This is a genomic window from Porphyrobacter sp. THAI-01a (genome assembly GCF_056868655.1).
The window spans coordinates 559,586-575,000 of record NZ_CP180579.1 but is presented as its reverse complement, the minus strand read 5'-3'; the positions used below and the strand labels follow the sequence as shown (position 1 = coordinate 575,000).

General features: G+C 68.7%; 18 protein-coding genes (1 of these 18 only partly in view). 10 read left to right on the top strand and 8 right to left on the bottom strand.

Going from position 1 to position 15,415, the window contains the following annotated elements:
* The 3 genes from ACMX37_RS02835 to ACMX37_RS02825 all read left to right on the top strand — a co-directional run.
* Positions 1-959 carry the 3' portion of a retropepsin-like aspartic protease gene (locus tag ACMX37_RS02835; protein WP_483147449.1) on the top strand. It extends 10 nt beyond the left edge of the window, so only the last 959 of its 969 coding nucleotides appear in the window; its start codon lies beyond the left edge, outside the window; the stop codon is at positions 957-959.
* 49 nt (positions 960-1,008) lie between these two features.
* Positions 1,009-2,874 carry an ABCB family ABC transporter ATP-binding protein/permease gene (locus ACMX37_RS02830; protein ID WP_483147448.1) on the top strand — a complete coding sequence of 622 codons (1,866 nt, stop codon included), beginning with the start codon at positions 1,009-1,011 and terminating at the stop codon, positions 2,872-2,874.
* 87 nt (positions 2,875-2,961) lie between these two features.
* Positions 2,962-4,914 (top strand): S9 family peptidase, encoded by a 1,953-nt coding sequence (locus tag ACMX37_RS02825; RefSeq protein WP_483147447.1) that lies wholly within the window; start codon positions 2,962-2,964, stop codon positions 4,912-4,914.
* On the opposite strand, the gene ACMX37_RS02820 is transcribed toward ACMX37_RS02825, so the two are convergent.
* The 5 genes from ACMX37_RS02820 to ACMX37_RS02800 are packed head-to-tail and all read right to left on the bottom strand — an operon-like array spanning position 4,915 to position 8,833.
* Complete coding sequence (locus ACMX37_RS02820) at positions 4,915-5,283, bottom strand: ACT domain-containing protein (protein WP_483147446.1); 369 nt, start codon at positions 5,281-5,283, stop codon at positions 4,915-4,917.
* Positions 5,283-6,596 (bottom strand): ATP-dependent protease ATPase subunit HslU, encoded by a 1,314-nt coding sequence (gene hslU / locus ACMX37_RS02815; protein ID WP_483147445.1) that lies wholly within the window; start codon positions 6,594-6,596, stop codon positions 5,283-5,285. Before hslU ends, ACMX37_RS02820 begins: the two co-directional genes overlap by 1 nt.
* Positions 6,597-6,606: 10 nt before the next feature.
* Complete coding sequence (locus ACMX37_RS02810; protein ID WP_483147444.1) at positions 6,607-7,719, bottom strand: acyltransferase family protein; 1,113 nt, start codon at positions 7,717-7,719, stop codon at positions 6,607-6,609.
* Between the two features lie 16 nt (positions 7,720-7,735).
* Positions 7,736-8,293: an ATP-dependent protease subunit HslV gene (hslV, locus tag ACMX37_RS02805; RefSeq protein ID WP_483147443.1), complete on the bottom strand. Its 558-nt coding sequence runs from the start codon at positions 8,291-8,293 to the stop codon at positions 7,736-7,738.
* 36 nt (positions 8,294-8,329) lie between these two features.
* Positions 8,330-8,833 carry an outer membrane protein assembly factor BamE gene (locus ACMX37_RS02800; protein WP_483147442.1) on the bottom strand — a complete coding sequence of 168 codons (504 nt, stop codon included), beginning with the start codon at positions 8,831-8,833 and terminating at the stop codon, positions 8,330-8,332.
* A 228-nt stretch (positions 8,834-9,061) separates the two neighbouring features.
* Here ACMX37_RS02800 and ACMX37_RS02795 point away from each other — a divergent pair, with 228 nt between their 5' ends.
* From ACMX37_RS02795 to ACMX37_RS02785, 3 genes are all read left to right on the top strand, one after another.
* Positions 9,062-9,589: a ubiquinol-cytochrome C chaperone family protein gene (locus tag ACMX37_RS02795; protein ID WP_483147441.1), complete on the top strand. Its 528-nt coding sequence runs from the start codon at positions 9,062-9,064 to the stop codon at positions 9,587-9,589.
* A complete protein-coding gene (locus ACMX37_RS02790; protein ID WP_483147440.1) occupies positions 9,586-10,119 on the top strand; it encodes a YceD family protein in 534 nt (177 codons plus the stop codon). The genes ACMX37_RS02795 and ACMX37_RS02790 overlap by 4 nt, the downstream gene beginning before the upstream one ends.
* A gap of 89 nt (positions 10,120-10,208) precedes the next feature.
* Complete coding sequence (locus ACMX37_RS02785) at positions 10,209-10,883, top strand: DUF2490 domain-containing protein (protein WP_483147439.1); 675 nt, start codon at positions 10,209-10,211, stop codon at positions 10,881-10,883.
* Positions 10,884-11,017: 134 nt separating this feature from the next.
* Here ACMX37_RS02785 and ssb read toward each other — a convergent pair whose 3' ends face one another.
* The 3 genes from ssb to ACMX37_RS02770 form a co-directional block, all read right to left on the bottom strand.
* Complete coding sequence (ssb, locus tag ACMX37_RS02780) at positions 11,018-11,551, bottom strand: single-stranded DNA-binding protein (protein WP_483147438.1); 534 nt, start codon at positions 11,549-11,551, stop codon at positions 11,018-11,020.
* 135 nt (positions 11,552-11,686) lie between these two features.
* Positions 11,687-12,349 (bottom strand): COQ9 family protein, encoded by a 663-nt coding sequence (locus ACMX37_RS02775; protein WP_483147437.1) that lies wholly within the window; start codon positions 12,347-12,349, stop codon positions 11,687-11,689.
* A gap of 1 nt (position 12,350) precedes the next feature.
* Positions 12,351-12,935 carry an ankyrin repeat domain-containing protein gene (locus tag ACMX37_RS02770; protein WP_483147436.1) on the bottom strand — a complete coding sequence of 195 codons (585 nt, stop codon included), beginning with the start codon at positions 12,933-12,935 and terminating at the stop codon, positions 12,351-12,353.
* Positions 12,936-13,090: 155 nt separating this feature from the next.
* Between ACMX37_RS02770 and ACMX37_RS02765 the strand changes: the two genes are divergently transcribed.
* Genes ACMX37_RS02765 through ACMX37_RS02750 form a run of 4 tightly spaced genes read left to right on the top strand, consistent with a single transcriptional unit; the run spans position 13,091 to position 15,409 of the window.
* On the top strand, positions 13,091-13,699 hold the full coding sequence (locus tag ACMX37_RS02765; RefSeq protein ID WP_483147435.1) for an SCO family protein: 609 nt from the start codon (positions 13,091-13,093) through the stop codon (positions 13,697-13,699).
* On the top strand, positions 13,687-14,163 hold the full coding sequence (locus ACMX37_RS02760) for a YcgN family cysteine cluster protein (RefSeq protein WP_483147434.1): 477 nt from the start codon (positions 13,687-13,689) through the stop codon (positions 14,161-14,163). The genes ACMX37_RS02765 and ACMX37_RS02760 overlap by 13 nt, the downstream gene beginning before the upstream one ends.
* The gene (locus tag ACMX37_RS02755; protein WP_483147433.1) at positions 14,160-14,894 is read left to right on the top strand and encodes a M48 family metallopeptidase; all 735 of its coding nucleotides are present in this window, start codon (positions 14,160-14,162) and stop codon (positions 14,892-14,894) included. The genes ACMX37_RS02760 and ACMX37_RS02755 overlap by 4 nt, the downstream gene beginning before the upstream one ends.
* 56 nt (positions 14,895-14,950) lie before the next feature.
* Positions 14,951-15,409: a hypothetical protein gene (locus ACMX37_RS02750; RefSeq protein ID WP_483147432.1), complete on the top strand. Its 459-nt coding sequence runs from the start codon at positions 14,951-14,953 to the stop codon at positions 15,407-15,409.
* Positions 15,410-15,415 lie beyond the last annotated feature (6 nt).

The window sequence follows — 15,415 nt, the reverse complement described above, 5'->3', positions numbered from 1 at the left end:
GACACCTGTTCGCCGCCACCGCGCTTGCCGCCGCCGTGCCGGTAGCGGCGGAGACGCCAGCGCCCGCTGCTTCGCCCGCCGCCGGCCTCGTCGATCCCGGAGCCGAGGTCCTGCTGCTCCAGGAGGAGCGTCACGCCCGCCTCACGCTTCCCGTGCTGGTGGAAGGCGCCGGTCCCTTCGCGTTCATGATCGACACCGGTAGCCAGGCCACCGCCATCACCCACCAGATCCGCGCCGCGGCGAATCTCGCGCCCGCAGGCACGGCCGTGCTGGTCGGCATGGCCAGCCGCCGCCAGGTCGAGCTCGCCCGGGTCGGCCGCATCGATTTCGGCACGAACAGCTTCACCGATTTCACCGCACCCGTGCTCGCGCGCGAGAATGTCGGGGCGGACGGGATCATCGGGCTCGACGCGTTGCAGGACTTCCGCGTGCTGATCGACTTCCGCAAGCAGACCATCGCGGTCGAGGATGCGAGCCGGAAAGCCCAGGGCGGCGGATTCGAGATCGTCGTGCGCGCGCGCCAGAAGCTCGGACAGTTGCTCATCACCGACGCCTTTGTCGACGGCGTGCGGGCCACGGTGATCATCGACACCGGCGCACAGGCGAGCCTCGGCAACCTCGCCCTGCGCGAGCGAATCCGCGCGCGCCGCGCCGAGGAGGTCGTCACCACCGACGTCAACGGCGTCGATATCGTCGGCGAGCTCGCGATCGTGCGCTCGCTCACGATCGAGGGCATGTCGCTGTCCGACGTGCCGCTGACCTTCGCCGACACCCCCGCCTTCGCCGCGCTCGGGCTGCAGGACCAGCCGGTGCTCTCGATCGGGATGCAGCATCTGGCCCTGTTCGACCGGGTCGCGATCGATTTCGACCGGCAGCGTATCCTCTTCGACGTACCTGCCGACGTCGCGAGGGCGCTGCGCCAGGCGAAGCAATCGGCCAACTACCGGGCGCGCTTCTAGGCCCGGCGTCCTTGCGCGGCGGCGCGGGGGCGCCCACATGGGACGGGCCATGCCGCCTGACGCCCCCACCCCCGCCGCCGATCCTGCCAATAAGAAGACTCGCGCGCGCGATGTGGAGAGCTGGCCCACGCTCAGGCGCTTCCTCCCCTACCTCTGGCCGAAGGACAATCCGGCCCTGCGCACCCGCATCGTCATCGCGATGGCGCTGGTGCTGGCCGCGAAGGCCGTCACCCTCGCCCTGCCCTTCGCCTACAAGGGCGCGGTCGATGCCATGTCCGCCACCGGCGCGATGCGCGAAGGCGCGACGGTCGCGCTGGCGCTGGTCGCGGCCTATGCGCTGGGGCGTTTCACTGCGGTCGCTTTCGACAACCTGAGGAACATGGCGTTCGAGCGGGTCGGCCAGATCGCGACGCTGCATTTGGCCGAGGACGTGTTCCACCGCCTCCACCGCCTTTCCCTGAGGTTCCACCTCGCCCGGCGCACCGGCGAGGTCACCAAGATCATCGAGCGCGGGACCAAGAGCATCGACCAGATGCTCTATTTCCTGCTGTTCAACATCGCGCCCACCATCATCGAGCTGATCGCGGTCGGCGTCATCTTCTACCTCAATTTCGGAATCGAGCTGGTCGCTGCCACTGCCGTTACCGTGATCGCCTATGTCTGGGTGACGCGCGCGATCACCGAATGGCGCACCAAGCTGCGGCGCGAGATGAACGATCTCGACGGCAAGGCCCTGCACCGCGCGGTCGATTCGCTGCTGAACTACGAGACAGTGAAATATTTCGGCGCCGAGAAGCGCGAGGAGGCGCGCTACTCCCAGGCCGCGCGCGCCTATGCCGAGGCCGCGATCAAGTCCGAGAACTCGGTCGGCCTCCTCAACATGGCGCAAGGAGCGATCACCAATGCACTGGTCGCAGGCGCGATGGCCTATACCGTGTGGGGCTGGAGCACGGGCGCGCTGACGGTCGGCGATCTGGTGCTGGTCAACACCTACCTCATCCAGCTGTTCCGCCCGCTGGACGTGCTCGGCTGGGTCTATCGCACCATCCGGCAGGGCCTGATCGACATGGCCGAGATGTTCCGCCTGATCGACACCGACATCGAGGTGCGGGACAAGCCCGGCGCGCCTGCGCTGATCATCCGCAAGCCGACGGTCGTCTTCGACAATGTCACCTTCGGTTATGACCCCGGACGCACGATCCTGAACGGCCTCAGCTTCGAAGTGCCCGCCGGCACCACCACCGCCATCGTCGGCCCCTCGGGCGCGGGCAAGAGCACCATCGGGCGGCTGCTGTTCCGCTTCTACGATCCGCAGGCCGGCCGCGTGCTGGTGGGGGGTGAGGACATCGCCGGGGTCACGCAGGAATCGCTCCGCGCCGCGATCGGCATCGTCCCGCAGGATTCGGTGCTGTTCAACGAAAGCCTCGCCTACAACATCGCCTATGGCGCCGAAGGCGCGGACCAGGCGCGGATCGAGGCGGCGGCGCGCGATGCCGCGCTCACCCCGCTGATCGAGCGCCTGCCCGACCGCTACGACACGATGGTGGGCGAGCGGGGCCTCAAGCTCTCGGGCGGGGAGAAGCAGCGCGTCGCCATCGCCCGCACGCTGGTGAAGAACCCGCCGATCCTGCTGCTCGACGAGGCGACGAGCGCGCTCGACACCCGGACCGAACAGGAGATCCTCGCCACGCTGCACCGGATCGCCGAAGGCCGAACCACCATCGCCATCGCGCACCGCCTCTCGACCATCGCCGATGCCGACAACATCCTCGTCCTCGATCACGGCCGGCTGGCGGAGAGCGGCGATCATGCAACGCTGATCGCGCGCGGGGGGCTCTATGCCGAGATGTGGGCGCGCCAGGCGAGCGAGCGGCGCGAGGACGACCCGGGCCTCGCGGCCGAAGCGGCGGAATAGCAGGCCGGTTGCCTGCCGGGGGGCCGGGCGTTACCTCTGACGGATAGCCCGGTTTCGCGGGCCATTTGCCGGAGAGAGAACACCCCCATGCGTCATGCCCGTCTGCTTGCCCTGCTTCTGGCAGGCACCGCCCTGCCCGCCGCCGCGCAGGAGGCCCCCGCCCCTGCCTCTGCCCCTGCACCCGCCGTTCCGCTTCCCGCGGCGCTCACCGCCGAACAGATGCCCCCGATCCCGCTCGAACTGGCCGAGCGCGTGCGCCCCTATCTCGAGGCGCGCGGCGCGGGCTTCGCCGGCTGGGATCCCAAGACCCGCGCGGTGATGATCTCGACCCGCTTCGCCAATGTCAGCCAGCTCCACCGCGTCGAGATGCCGATGGGCGCACGCACCCAGATCAGCTTCGAGGCAGAGCCGGTGCGCGGCTCCTTCGCGCCGGGCAAGGGCGATGTCGTGCTGGTCAGCAAGGATCGCGGCGGAGACGAGTATTTCCAGCTCCACACGCTGAAGGACGGCCGTCTCACCCTGCTCACCGATGGCAGGAGCCGCAACGAGATGAACGCCTGGAGCCGCGACGGCGAACTGATCGGCTTCAGCTCGACCCGCCGCAACGGGGTGGATTCGGACCTTTATGTCATGAACCCGCGCGATCCCGGCTCGGCGCGGATGGTGCACGAAAGCAAGGGCGGCGGCTGGGCCATCGCGGGCTTCTCGCCCGACAACAAGACCGCCTACGTCGCCGACTACCGTTCGGTGCAGGATGTCGATCTCTACCGGCTCGACCTCGCCAGCGGCGCGATGACCCCGATCGGCGACCCGAAGGCGATGATCGCCTATGACGGCATGGAGATCGGCCCCGACGGCACGCTCTGGGTGACGAGCGACGAGGGCGCGGACTTCCAGCGCCTCGGCCGACTCGATCCGATGACCGGCACCTTCACACCGGTCAGCCGCGAGAAATGGGACGTCGACGGCTTCGACATCTCGGATGACGGCAAGACCATCGTCTACGAAGTCAACGAGGCCGGTTCGGACCGGCTGCGCATCCTCGACATCGCCTCGGGCAAGGTGACCCGCGTCGATGCCCTGCCCGCCGGCCAGATCGGCGGGCTCGAGATCGCGCCCTGGGGCGAGATCGGCTTCTCCTTCTCCAGCGCCAAGAGCGCGGCGGACGTCTGGTCGCTCGACCCCAAGACGATGCAGCTTACCCGCTGGACCCGCAGCGAGACCGGCGGGCTCGACACCGAGGTCAACGTCGAGCCGCGCATCGTGACGACGAAAAGCTTCGACGGGCTGGAGGTGTCAGGGCTGCTCTACATGCCCGATCCGGCGAAGTTCCCCGGCAGGCGCCCGCTGATCGTCAGCGTCCACGGCGGACCGGAAGGGCAATCGACCGCGGGCTTCATGGGCCGCAACAACTACTACCTGAACGAGCTCGGCATCGGGGTGTTCTACCCCAACGTGCGCGGCTCGACCGGCTACGGCAAGACCTTCGTCAGCCTCGACAACGGGCCGTTCAAGCGCGAGGATTCGGTCAAGGACATGGCCGCGCTGATCGATGCCGTGCGCAAGGACAAGGCGGTCGATCCGGCGAAGGTGGGCCTCACCGGCGGCTCCTATGGCGGCTACATGTGCTATGCGGCGGCGGTGCAGCTCAAGGACAGGATCGCCGCCACCCAGTGCACCGTGGCGATCAGCAACTTCGTCAGCTTTCTCGAAAATACCAACCCCTACCGGCAGGACCTGCGCCGGGTGGAATATGGCGACGAGCGCATCCCCGAACAGCGCGCCAAGCTGATGGAGATCAGCCCGCTCACCCGGGTGAACGAGATCACCAAGCCGATGTTCGTGATCACCGGTGCCAACGATCCGCGCGTTCCCAAGTCCGAGGCCGACCAGATGGTCGCCGCGATCCGGGCAAACGGCGGCGAGGCGTGGCACCTCGTGGCCGCCGACGAGGGCCACGGCTTCGCCAAGAAGGCCAATTCGGACTACGCCTTCCTCGCGCAACTGGTGTTCTGGAAGAAGCACCTGCTGGGCGAATGATCAGCCCGTGACGCAGAGGCGCTGGAGCACCTCCAGCGCCTCCTCGCGCCGCTGCCACGGCACGAAGAGGTGATCGTGGTGGAAGCCCGCCACGACATTGCAGGCAATCCCGCGTGCCGCGAGCGCGGACGCCACGGCGGCGGTCAGCCCCACCCCATCGAGCGCGGAGTGGACCATCAGCGTGATCCGGGCGAAGCCGCCGCCCTCCGCGGGCATGATCGCGGTGGTGCCCTCGTCCTCGCGGATCAGGGCGAAGGCTTCGGCAGGCGGCTCGCCCTCGATCAGGAAAAAGGCCCAGGCCTGCGCATCGAGCACCGGGGCCATGCCCGCTAGCATCCCCGCAAGGTCGCTGACCGGCCCGCCCGCCATTAAAGGATGTACTTGGAAAGGTCGGTGTTGCCCGCCAGCCCCTCGAGCCGGGAGCGGACGTAGTCGGCGTCGATACGGATCGTCTCGCCGATGTGATCCTCGGCCTCGAAGCTGATCTCCTCGAGCAGCCGCTCCATCACGGTCTGCAGGCGCCGCGCGCCGATGTTCTCGACGCTGCTGTTTACCTGCGCGGCGATGCGGGCGATCTCGGCAACGGCATCCTCGGCGAAATCGAGCGTCACCTGTTCGGTGCCGAGCAGGGCCTTGTACTGCGTCACGAGATTGGCGCGGGTTTCCGAGAGAATGCGCACGAAATCCGCCTCGGTCAGCGCGCGCAGCTCGACGCGGATCGGCAGGCGGCCCTGAAGCTCGGGCAGCATGTCCGAGGGCTTGGCGACATGGAAGGCGCCGGAGGCAATGAACAGCACGTGGTCGGTCTTCATCGGCCCGTACTTGGTGGCGACCGTGGTGCCCTCGATCAGCGGCAGCAGGTCGCGCTGCACGCCCTCGCGGCTCACGCTCCCGCCGCGCACGTCGCTGACGGCGATCTTGTCGATCTCGTCGAGGAACACGATGCCGTTGGTTTCCGCGTTCTGGAGCGCGGCGCGGGCGACATCGTCCTGATCGAGGCGCTTGTCGGCCTCCTCGTCGACCAGCTTGTCCCACGCGTCGGGCACACGCAGCTTCTGGCGGCGGGTGTTCTTGCGCCCCAGCGCCTTGCCCATCATGTCGGAGAGGTCGATCATCCCGATCTGCCCGCCCATCGGGCCCATATCGAAGGGCGCCGCCGGCGTGTCCCTCACCTCGATCTCGACCTCGACATCGTTCATGGCGTTCTGGACGATGCGCTGGCGGAAGCTCTCGCGGGTCGCCTCCGAGGCGTTCTCGCCCACCAGCGCGTTGAGGAGCCGCTGCATCGCCGCCTCGCTGGCCGCCTCGCGCACCTTCTCGCGGCGGCGTTCCTTCTCGAGGCGGATCGCCTCTTCCACGAGGTCGCGGGCGATCTGTTCGACGTCGCGGCCGACATAGCCGACCTCGGTGAACTTGGTCGCCTCGACCTTGATGAAGGGTGCCTCGGCGAGCTTCGCCAAGCGGCGGCTGATCTCGGTCTTCCCGCAGCCCGTGGGGCCGATCATCAGGATGTTCTTGGGCGTGACCTCGTCGCGCAGCTCGGCGCCAAGCCGCTGGCGGCGCCAGCGATTGCGCAGCGCGACGGCGACAGCGCGCTTGGCGTCGGCCTGGCCGATGATGTGCTCGTCGAGCGCGGCGACGATGGCCTTGGGGGTGAGCGAATGGGTGGGGGAAGTGTCCATTGGTTCCGTTTCAGGCTGATCTTTCATGCCCATGTGGCGAGCGCAGCCGCCGGTTCAAGGCCAGTGTCATCGGCCGCTCGACATGAGCGTGGAACAGCCAGCTAACCCCCATCGTCGCGACCACCGCGCTGACGAGATAGTCCCAAGGGCCTGCATCGAAACCCGGCAGGCGGCCCCAGAACCAAAGCCAGAACCACGCGAGCGGCACGTGCAGGAGATAGAGCGCATAGCTCGCATCGCCCGCCCGGTTCACGAGGCCGGCGGCGGGCACGGCCAGCGGGCCGGACAGCGCAGCGAGCGCGACCAGGAGAGCCGGCAGCCCGCTCCACAATATATAGCCGAAGTTCATCGCGGTCGAATCGGCCGGCACCGGCAAGCCCCACCAGGCCGCGAGGGCGCCCGCCAGCATCGCGGCGCGCAGCCAGAGCGCGGCCGATCCGCCTCGTGCACGCCACAGCGCGAGGAGCATTCCTGCAACGAAGACCAGCGTCACCGGGCGCGTGGCGGTGAACAGCGGCGCATTGACGGGATCGACCCACAGCCCCGCGAGGCAGAGCGCCGCCAGCACCGCTGCTACCCCGGCAATGGCCGCCTCGCGCCGCCAGACGATGAAGATCCCGAACAGGGCGTAGAACAGCATCTCGTAGAACAGCGTCCAGCCCACCCAGAGGAAGGGCACCGCGCGCAGCGTGCCGTCGGCGGGCCAGTAAGGGATCAGAAGCAGCGATTGCCCGAAGCGCAGCGGGTCGATCGGCTGGGGGAACAGGGTCAGGAAGATAACGGCGAGCAGTCCGCTCGCGATCCAGTATGGCGGCATCACCCGCACCAGCCTCCGCCGCCAGAAGATCGCGCGTGCACGCGCCCGCCCGAACAGGCTTTCGGAGGAAACGACCATCACATAGCCGGAGATGACGAAGAACAGCATCACCGCCACCTGCCCGGACCGTCCGTCCGCCTCGGGCATTATGCCGAGGCCGCCGGGCAGATGATCGGCGAAGGCGAAGGCAATATGACCCGCAGCCACGGTCAGCGCCGCGAGCGCGCGCAGGAGCTGGATCGCGACGATCCTGCCGCCCTGCGTCTCGGCCGCGCCGCTGCCTGAATCCCCGTTTTCCGCCCGCACTCCCGGGCGGATAGGGCTAAACCGTCTCGACCGTCAAATTGCCGTTGGTGAAGACGCAGATCTCGGCCGCCACCGCCATTGCCTTGCGGGCAATGGTCTCGGCATCCTGCTCGTAATCGGCCAGCGCCCGCGCGGCGGCGAGGGCGAAGTTCCCGCCCGATCCGATCGCGGCGATCTCGCCCACCGGTTCCAGCACGTCGCCGTTGCCGGTCAGCACCAGCAGCGTGTCCTTGTCGGCGACGATCATCAGCGCCTCGAGGTTGCGCAGATACTTGTCGGTGCGCCAGTCCTTGGCGAGCTCCACCGAGGCGCGCATCAGCTGGCCGGAATATTGTTCGAGCTTCTTTTCGAGCCGCTCGAACAGGGTGAAGGCATCCGCCGTCGCCCCTGCGAAGCCCGCGATCACCGAGCCGTCGCCGATGCGGCGGACCTTGCGGGCGTTGGGCTTCATCACGGTGTTGCCCATCGACACCTGCCCGTCACCGGCGATGACGGTGGTGCCGCCGCGGCGGACGCCGATGATGGTGGTGCCGTGCCATTGCACGAGGCCGTGGGCCGATGGATCGTTGCTCATGGCGGCGAATATGGAGCGCCCGCGGCGCGGATCAAGCTACTGCCCGTTTGGCCCGCCGCCCGGCGCCCCGCCGACACCCGCACCGCCGACCTGGCCGATATTGCCGAACAGGTCTTCGAGGAAGCCGCGCTCGCGGCCCAGCGTCGGGGTCTTGTTGCCGTTGGGATCGAGGAACACGACCTGCTCCACCCCGCTGCGCTTCACCTCCGACACGCGGCCCTTCTCGTCGAAGGTGACCGCCAGCACCGAATGATCGCGGATGCGCGGGCGGTTGAAGGGGCGCTGGCCAGTGATGCTCGACACGTAATACCACGTCGGCGTGCCGAACTGGCTGGTAAAGGTCGGCCGGCCGAGGGTGCCTTCCACCGACTGCTGGTTGTCGATCCTGGGCTGGATCAGCGAGGTCAGGGTCGGATCGACGATGTAGCCGCGCGATTCGCGGATCGCCGAGCAGGCCGGCAGCCCCAGGCCCGCGAGCGCCAGCAGCACCGCGCCGCCAGCCTTGCGCCAGCCGGAATTCATCGCCACCGCCCTAGTCATGTCAGCCAAACCGTGTCCGTCCCGTGCTGTGTGCGCAGCCTTGCGCTCTTGTCCCTTGGGCGTGGTGCTTTAAGGGGCTAGGCGCAAGCTTGCAACGCACCATATGGCATAGCGGTGGCCGAGGCGGGTTGAACCCCGCTTGAACGCATCCGCGGCTCCTGCGTTGTCGTATGGTGCGCGGGGGCAAGCCCCGCTCCGGTCCACTCGCGCGAAAGGCATTATCGCCCCATGTCCTTCCTCTCCCGCCTGCTCGGCACCGCCCCCGACCCGCGCGAAGGCGTGCGGCCGCTGTGGCACCGCGTGATCGAGCTGGCGCGCGACACGGTCTATTACACCGAATGCGGCGTGGCGGATTCGATCGCGGGCCGCTTCGACATGATCACCGCCGTGCTGAGCGCGGCGATGGTGCGGCTGGAAGCCTCCGACATGCGCGCGGAAAGCGCGCTGCTGGCGGAGCTGTTCGTCGAGGACATGGACGGGCAGCTGCGCGAATTCGGCGTGAACGACGTGGTCGTGGGCAAGCGCATCGGCAAGCTGATGAGCGTGCTGGGCGGGCGGCTCGGAGCCTATCGCGGGGCGCTCAACACGGGCGATCTCGACAAGCTAACGGCGGCGATCGGGCGCAATGTCACCTTCGCGCCCGGCACCGACGAGGCGGCGGCAGCGCGGGCCGTGGCCGGGCGGATCATGAAACTGTCCGAGCGGCTGGGGCGCTTTTCCGATGCGGAAATGCTGAAGGCGAGCGCGATCTGGTGAGTGCGCCCCTCCCCCCGTCCGAACTGACCCGCATGGTCAAGACACGCCCGCTCCCCGGCGGACAGGTGGTGATCGAGGCGAGCGAGGCGGAGCGCGCCGCGCTCGCGGCGCGCTTCGGCCTTGGCGCGGTCGAGGCCCTGCGCGCCGAGATCAGCCTCGAGCAGAAGCCCCGCGCGATCCGCGCGACGGGGCGGCTGAGGGCCGCGATCATGCAGCCCTGCGCGATCAGCGGCGAGGATTTCCCCGTCACCATCGACGAGCCCATCGACCTGCGCTTCGTCGAGGACCATCAGCGCCCCGCGAGCGAGGACGAGGAGATCGAGCTCGAGGCCGACGATTGCGACGAGATCGAATTCAGCGGCGAGATGTTCGATCTCGGCGAGGCGGTGGCGCAGTCGCTGGGCCTCGCGATCGATCCCTATGCCGAAGGACCCGATGCCGATGCCGCGCGCGCCGCGGCGGGGATCGTGCGGGAAGACGAGGTGCGCGGGCCGCTCGCCGATCTGCTCGCCGGGCTGAAGAAGGACTGACCCGGCGCGTGTCCCTAGGCTTGGCGGCACGGCTCCTTAAGCGCCTGTCCGGCATGGGCAAACGCCCCCTTCCCCGCCCGAGTCCCGCCATGCCCGCCCCGCGCCTGCCGTTGCTGCTGCTCCCGCTCCTCGCCCTCGGCGCCGCACCCGCTGCGGCGGCGGAGGAGGACGGAAATGTCTGGCTCGGCCAGTTCGCCACCATCAACGCCTCCGAAAAGATCTTCGTCCGGCTCGAGGCGCAGGAGCGGTTCACCAATGATGCCGAGCGCCTAGGCCAGCTTCTGCTGCGCTCGCTGGTCGCCTACCGGATCAACCGCGAGGTCAATATCGGGGCCGGCTACGCCTATGTGCTGACCGATCCGGTCGGGCCGGTGAAGCTCAACGAGCACCGCTTCTACCAGGAGCTCAACATCCGCCTGCTGACGACGCCGGGCGGCACCACGCTCGATTCGCGCACGCGGCTCGAACAGCGCACCTTCGAGGAGCGCGGCGGCACCGACTGGCGCCTGCGGCAGTTCGTCCAGCTGCGCGCGCCGGTCAGCGAAAACAACCGGTTGGTGATCTTCACAGAGCCCTTCGTCGACCTCAGCGAAGGGCCGGTGCAGCGCGGGGGGCTGGCGATCTGGCGCAACTTCGCCGGGGTCTCGATCCCGCTCGCCAAGGGGGTGGAGGTGGTGCCGGGCTATCTCAACCAGTATGTCGTGCGCGGCGGGCCGGACCGGATCGACCACACGGCCAACGTCAACCTGTTCATGACCTTCTGAGCCCTTCGCAAGGGCGCGATGTTCCACGTGGAACACGCCGCGGCCGTGCAACGGGCGCGGGACGGGTGCGGGATGACCGCGCGACGGCAGGGGGATGACGGCGTGCCGGTGCCGCAGCTGCCCCGCGCGCCGGATCAGAACGGGATGTCGTCGTCGAGATCGTCGTAGCCGCCGCCCGAGGAACCGCCGCCGAAGCCGCCGCCACCCGAACCGCCACCATAGCCGCCCGCACCGCCGCCCGAGCCGCCGCCATAGCCGCCCGAACGGCCGCCGCCGCCGCCACCCATGCCACCGCCCATGCCGCCGCCGCTGCCCGGGGCGCCATCGAGCATGGTCATCACCGAATTGGGGCCGCGCAGCACGACTTCGGTCGAATAGCGGTCATTGCCCTGCTGGTCCTGCCACTTGCGGGTCTGGAGCTGGCCCTCGATGTAGACCTTCGAGCCCTTCTTCAGATAGCGCTCGGCCACACCGGCCAGACCCTCGTTGAAGATCGCGACCGTGTGCCATTCGGTCTTTTCCTGGCGCTCGCCGGTGTTGCGGTCCTTCCAGCTTTCGCTGGTGGCGATGCGCAGGTTGCACACCTTGCCGCCATTGGCGAAGGTCCGCACCTCGGGATCGGCGCCCAGATTGCCGATCAGCATGACCTTGTTGAGCGAACCCGCCATCGATTTGTCCTTCCCGTCAATGTCTTGACCCCGCAGGCGCACAGGATGCGCCGCGAATCTGTCACAGGCAATAGGGAAGCGCGGCGGCAGGCGCGACCGCCGCGGAAGGTTAATCCACCGCTTGGGGCTGCAAGGTCACCGCGCCGGATAGCGCAGCCGACCGAGGAAGCGCGTCAGGCTCGGCAATTCGCGGTCCTTGTTCAGGAACTGCGCCTTCACCTTCTCGAACCGCATCACCCCGTCGATCCGGCGATCGAGGAAGGCGTAGGTATCCGCCTTGCCTTCCGAATCGTCGTTCACGAACACCGCGAGCGTCGCCGAGTAGATCCCGGCAAGGATCGCGCGCTTGGTGTAGTGGTTGTAATCGGTCGCGGTATCCCCCGCGAGCCGCCACATGATGTCCGCCGAATGCCAGCCGAGCTTCAGCGCCCGCCGCGCGTTCTGCGGCTGGGCCATCACGGCGAGCGCGCGGCGCACCGCCTCGTCGATATGAGCGACCGCCTCCAGCCGGAAGGCCACCAGCGTGCGGATGCGCTCGCGAATCTTGAGCGTGGCGAGCCGTTCGGCCGGCCATTCGGCCTCCATCGCCTGATCCACGCTCGCGATCCACGCCTCGATCATGTCCATCGGCCTCGCGCCCGGGAAGGCGAGCCGCACCACGTCGGGATCGGCCCCCGCCATCTCGGCTGCGGCCATCAGCGCGGTCTCGTTCCACCCGTCGAAGATCGCGCTGGCGGCGATGTCGGGGGCGAGCGCAATGCGCAGCTCGTCGAGCGTCAGGTTTGAAAAATCGGTCATGTCAGAAGGAAGGCCCGTAGTTCTTCTTGGTTCCCGCCTCGGCGCGCTTGGCGTCGGCGGCGGCGAATTCCTGCTTCATGAGCGTGTTGCCGCTCTGGAGCTCCATGTAGTCGCGCGCCGAGCGGCCCGAATTGTCGTTGCGGTCCGGGTCCGCGCCCTTGTCCAGCAGCAGCCGCACCAGCGGCACGTTGCGGGCATGGACGGCGGCGATCAGCGGCGTCTCGCCGGTCTGGTCGGCGACGTTGATGCTCGCCCCGCCCTTGATCAGCGCCTCGACCCCGTCGGTGAAGCCCATCGCGGTGGCGAGCTGCAACGGGGTCATGCCCTTCTTGTTGCGGATGTTGGGATCGGCCCCGCGCTGGAGCAGGAAGCGGATCCAGAGCAGGTCGCTGCGCGCGACGACGATGTGGAGGCCCGTGTCGCCGCTGGTGAGGTCGCGGCTGTTGACGATCTGGGTCCCGGGCTTCGACAGCATGTCGGTGGCCTTGTCGCCCTCGCGGTCCTTGACCGCCTCGAGGAACTGGTAGCCTTCCGACTGGAACTGCGCGGCGGCCGGGGCGGCCAGCGCAAAGGCCAGCGCGGGCACGGCGGCACTGGCAATCGCGCCGCGAAGCCCTAACTTGCGCAAAACACCATGAGCCAAGGTTTGATCCTTTCGCATTTCCTGCCACACCCTCGGGCGTGGGACAGCGCGGGGGGCTTGCGCCGCAGCGCCTTTCACAAGCGACCAGTTAGCAGAGCATGAACCGCATCAACAAGCCTTCCGCCACTCTTGCCGTCGCATTGGCGGCCGCCCTGATGCTTGCCGGTTGCGACGCGGGCGGCGCGCCGCAGCAGGAACCGCCGCTGGCGGGCGCCGCGATCGGCGGGGATTTCACGCTGACCGACAGCAAGGGCCAGACCGTGCGCTGGAGCGATTTCGCGGGCAAGTACCGCGTGGTCTATTTCGGCTATGCCTATTGCCCCGATGTCTGCCCCACCGACATGCAGCGCGTGGCGCAGGGGCTGAAGGAGCTGAAGGCGAAGGACCCGGCCAAGGCCGCGCGTATCCAGCCGATCTTCATCACCATCGATCCCGAACGCGACACGCAGGCCGTGGTGGGCGAATTCACCGCCGCCTTCTCGCCCGACATCATCGGCCTGACCGGCACGCCCGAACAGATCGCCGCGACCGCGAAGACCTTCAAGGTGTTCTACCAGAAGGGCGAGGCCCAGCCGGGCGGAGGATACCTCGTCGATCACTCCAACGTCACCTATCTGTTCGGCCCCGACGGCGAGCCGATCGCCACCCTGCCCACCGACAAGGGCGGCGCGGCGGTGGCGGCGGAACTGGAACGATGGGTGAGCTGAGGGACCGCTTCTGGGAGCTGCCGCTGGGCGAGCTCTCCCGCGCCGAATGGGAGGCGCTGTGCGACGGCTGCGGGCGCTGCTGCCTGCACAAGCTGGAAGACGAGGACACGGGCGAGGTGGTCGACACCAACATCGCCTGCCGCCTGCTCGACACGAAGACCGCGCAGTGCAGCGACTATCGCAACCGCAAGGCCTTCGTTCCCGATTGCCTGCGCCTGACCCTGAGGATCGTCGAGCAGGTGAGCTGGCTGCCCTCGACCTGCGCCTACCGCCTGCGCGCCGACGGGCGGCCCCTGCCGGCGTGGCACTACCTCCTCTCGGGCGATCGTGACGCGGTGCGCCGGGCGGGCGTCTCGGTGATCGGGCGGGTGGTGAGCGAGACCGATGCCGGGCCGATGGAACACCACGTTACCGAATGGCCCGCGCCCCGCCGCGACTGGGACCGCGAGGAGGAAAGCGCATGATCGACTGGCTGCGCGGCGCCTCGGTCCACCGGGCGCTCGATCCCGAGATCGACCTCGGCGGCGCGCGGGTGCCGATCGTGCTCAAGCGGATGAAGACCGCGCGGCGCTTGACGCTGCGCCTTGCGCCCGACGGCAGCGAGGTGCGCATCACCCTCCCCGCCTGGGCCGAGGGGCGCGAGGCAATCGCCTTCGCCCATGCGCGCGCGGGCTGGCTCGCCGAACAGCACGCCAAGCTCCCCAAGCGCGCCGCGCCCGAGCCGGGGGGCGAGGTGCGCTATCGCGGGCAGACGCTGCGCATCGCGTGGGACCAGCGCGCGGCGCGCCGTCCGGTGCTGGAAGGCGGCGCCCTGTGCATCGGCGGGCCTCAGGCGGGTCTGGAAACACGCCTCAGGCGCTGGCTCGAGGCCGAGGCGCTGCGTCTCGCCGAGGCCGACATGCACGACTACTGCGCCGCCGCCGGCCTTGCTCCGGTGGCGATCGGCCTGACCCGCGCGCAGCGGCGCTGGGGCTCGTGCTCCGACCGGCAGCGCATCCGCATCAACTGGCGGCTGGTGCAGGCCCCCGATTTCGTGCGCCGCTCGGTGGTGGCGCACGAGGTCGCGCACCTTGTCCATTTCGACCACTCCCCCGCCTTCCACGCCCTGCTGGCCGAGATATTCGAGGGCGAGATCCGGGCCGCCGACCGCTGGCTCAAGGATCACGGGCGCAGCCTCTACGCGAGCTTCGGGTAAGGCGGGCCGCCCGCACGAGGCTTTGCCATCCTCGCTCGCACCCCTATATTGCGGCCATGCGCATCCTCCCCGCCCGCTTCAATCCGGCCAACGGCATCGCCGATTTCTGGCACGAGATCCGCCGCCCCAACCCCTATCGCTGGCCGATCCTCGGCCTGTCGATCCTGCCGGTGGCGGGGATGCTGTGGTGGGGCATGAACAGCACGGTCTATGCCGAGCCCGAGCGGCCGCGGATCACCTACATCACCACCCTCGATCCCGGTCGCAGCGACGCCGAGATCATGGCCGAGAACCTCGCCAACCAGCAGATCAAGGACCTGCGCGAAGCCGAGGAAGCGCGGATCGCGGCAAGGAAGCGCGACATGTACAAGGCGCTCGGCCGGGCGGCGGGGATGGATGTCGAGGAGATCGAGCGCAAGGCCGAGGCCGAGCGCGCCGCCGAGGCAGCCGCCGCCGCGAAGCGCCGTGAGGCTGCGGCAGCGACCGCGCCCGCCAGCGAAAGCGCCGGACAATAGCAGCAC

Bases quoted from the DNA above. Each gene is read 5' to 3' on its own strand.
- ACMX37_RS02830 (WP_483147448.1), top strand. From the start codon at position 1,009: ATGCCGCCTGACGCCCCCACCCCCGCCGCCGATCCTGCCAATAAGAAG.
- ACMX37_RS02825 (WP_483147447.1), top strand. From the start codon at position 2,962: ATGCGTCATGCCCGTCTGCTTGCCCTGCTTCTGGCAGGCACCGCCCTG.
- ACMX37_RS02820 (WP_483147446.1), bottom strand. From the start codon at position 5,283: ATGGCGGGCGGGCCGGTCAGCGACCTTGCGGGGATGCTAGCGGGCATG.
- hslU (WP_483147445.1), bottom strand. From the start codon at position 6,596: ATGGACACTTCCCCCACCCATTCGCTCACCCCCAAGGCCATCGTCGCC.
- hslV (WP_483147443.1), bottom strand. From the start codon at position 8,293: ATGAGCAACGATCCATCGGCCCACGGCCTCGTGCAATGGCACGGCACC.
- ACMX37_RS02800 (WP_483147442.1), bottom strand. From the start codon at position 8,833: ATGACTAGGGCGGTGGCGATGAATTCCGGCTGGCGCAAGGCTGGCGGC.
- ACMX37_RS02795 (WP_483147441.1), top strand. From the start codon at position 9,062: ATGTCCTTCCTCTCCCGCCTGCTCGGCACCGCCCCCGACCCGCGCGAA.
- ACMX37_RS02785 (WP_483147439.1), top strand. From the start codon at position 10,209: ATGCCCGCCCCGCGCCTGCCGTTGCTGCTGCTCCCGCTCCTCGCCCTC.
- ssb (WP_483147438.1), bottom strand. From the start codon at position 11,551: ATGGCGGGTTCGCTCAACAAGGTCATGCTGATCGGCAATCTGGGCGCC.
- ACMX37_RS02775 (WP_483147437.1), bottom strand. From the start codon at position 12,349: ATGACCGATTTTTCAAACCTGACGCTCGACGAGCTGCGCATTGCGCTC.
- ACMX37_RS02765 (WP_483147435.1), top strand. From the start codon at position 13,091: ATGAACCGCATCAACAAGCCTTCCGCCACTCTTGCCGTCGCATTGGCG.
- ACMX37_RS02760 (WP_483147434.1), top strand. From the start codon at position 13,687: ATGGGTGAGCTGAGGGACCGCTTCTGGGAGCTGCCGCTGGGCGAGCTC.
- ACMX37_RS02755 (WP_483147433.1), top strand. From the start codon at position 14,160: ATGATCGACTGGCTGCGCGGCGCCTCGGTCCACCGGGCGCTCGATCCC.
- ACMX37_RS02750 (WP_483147432.1), top strand. From the start codon at position 14,951: ATGCGCATCCTCCCCGCCCGCTTCAATCCGGCCAACGGCATCGCCGAT.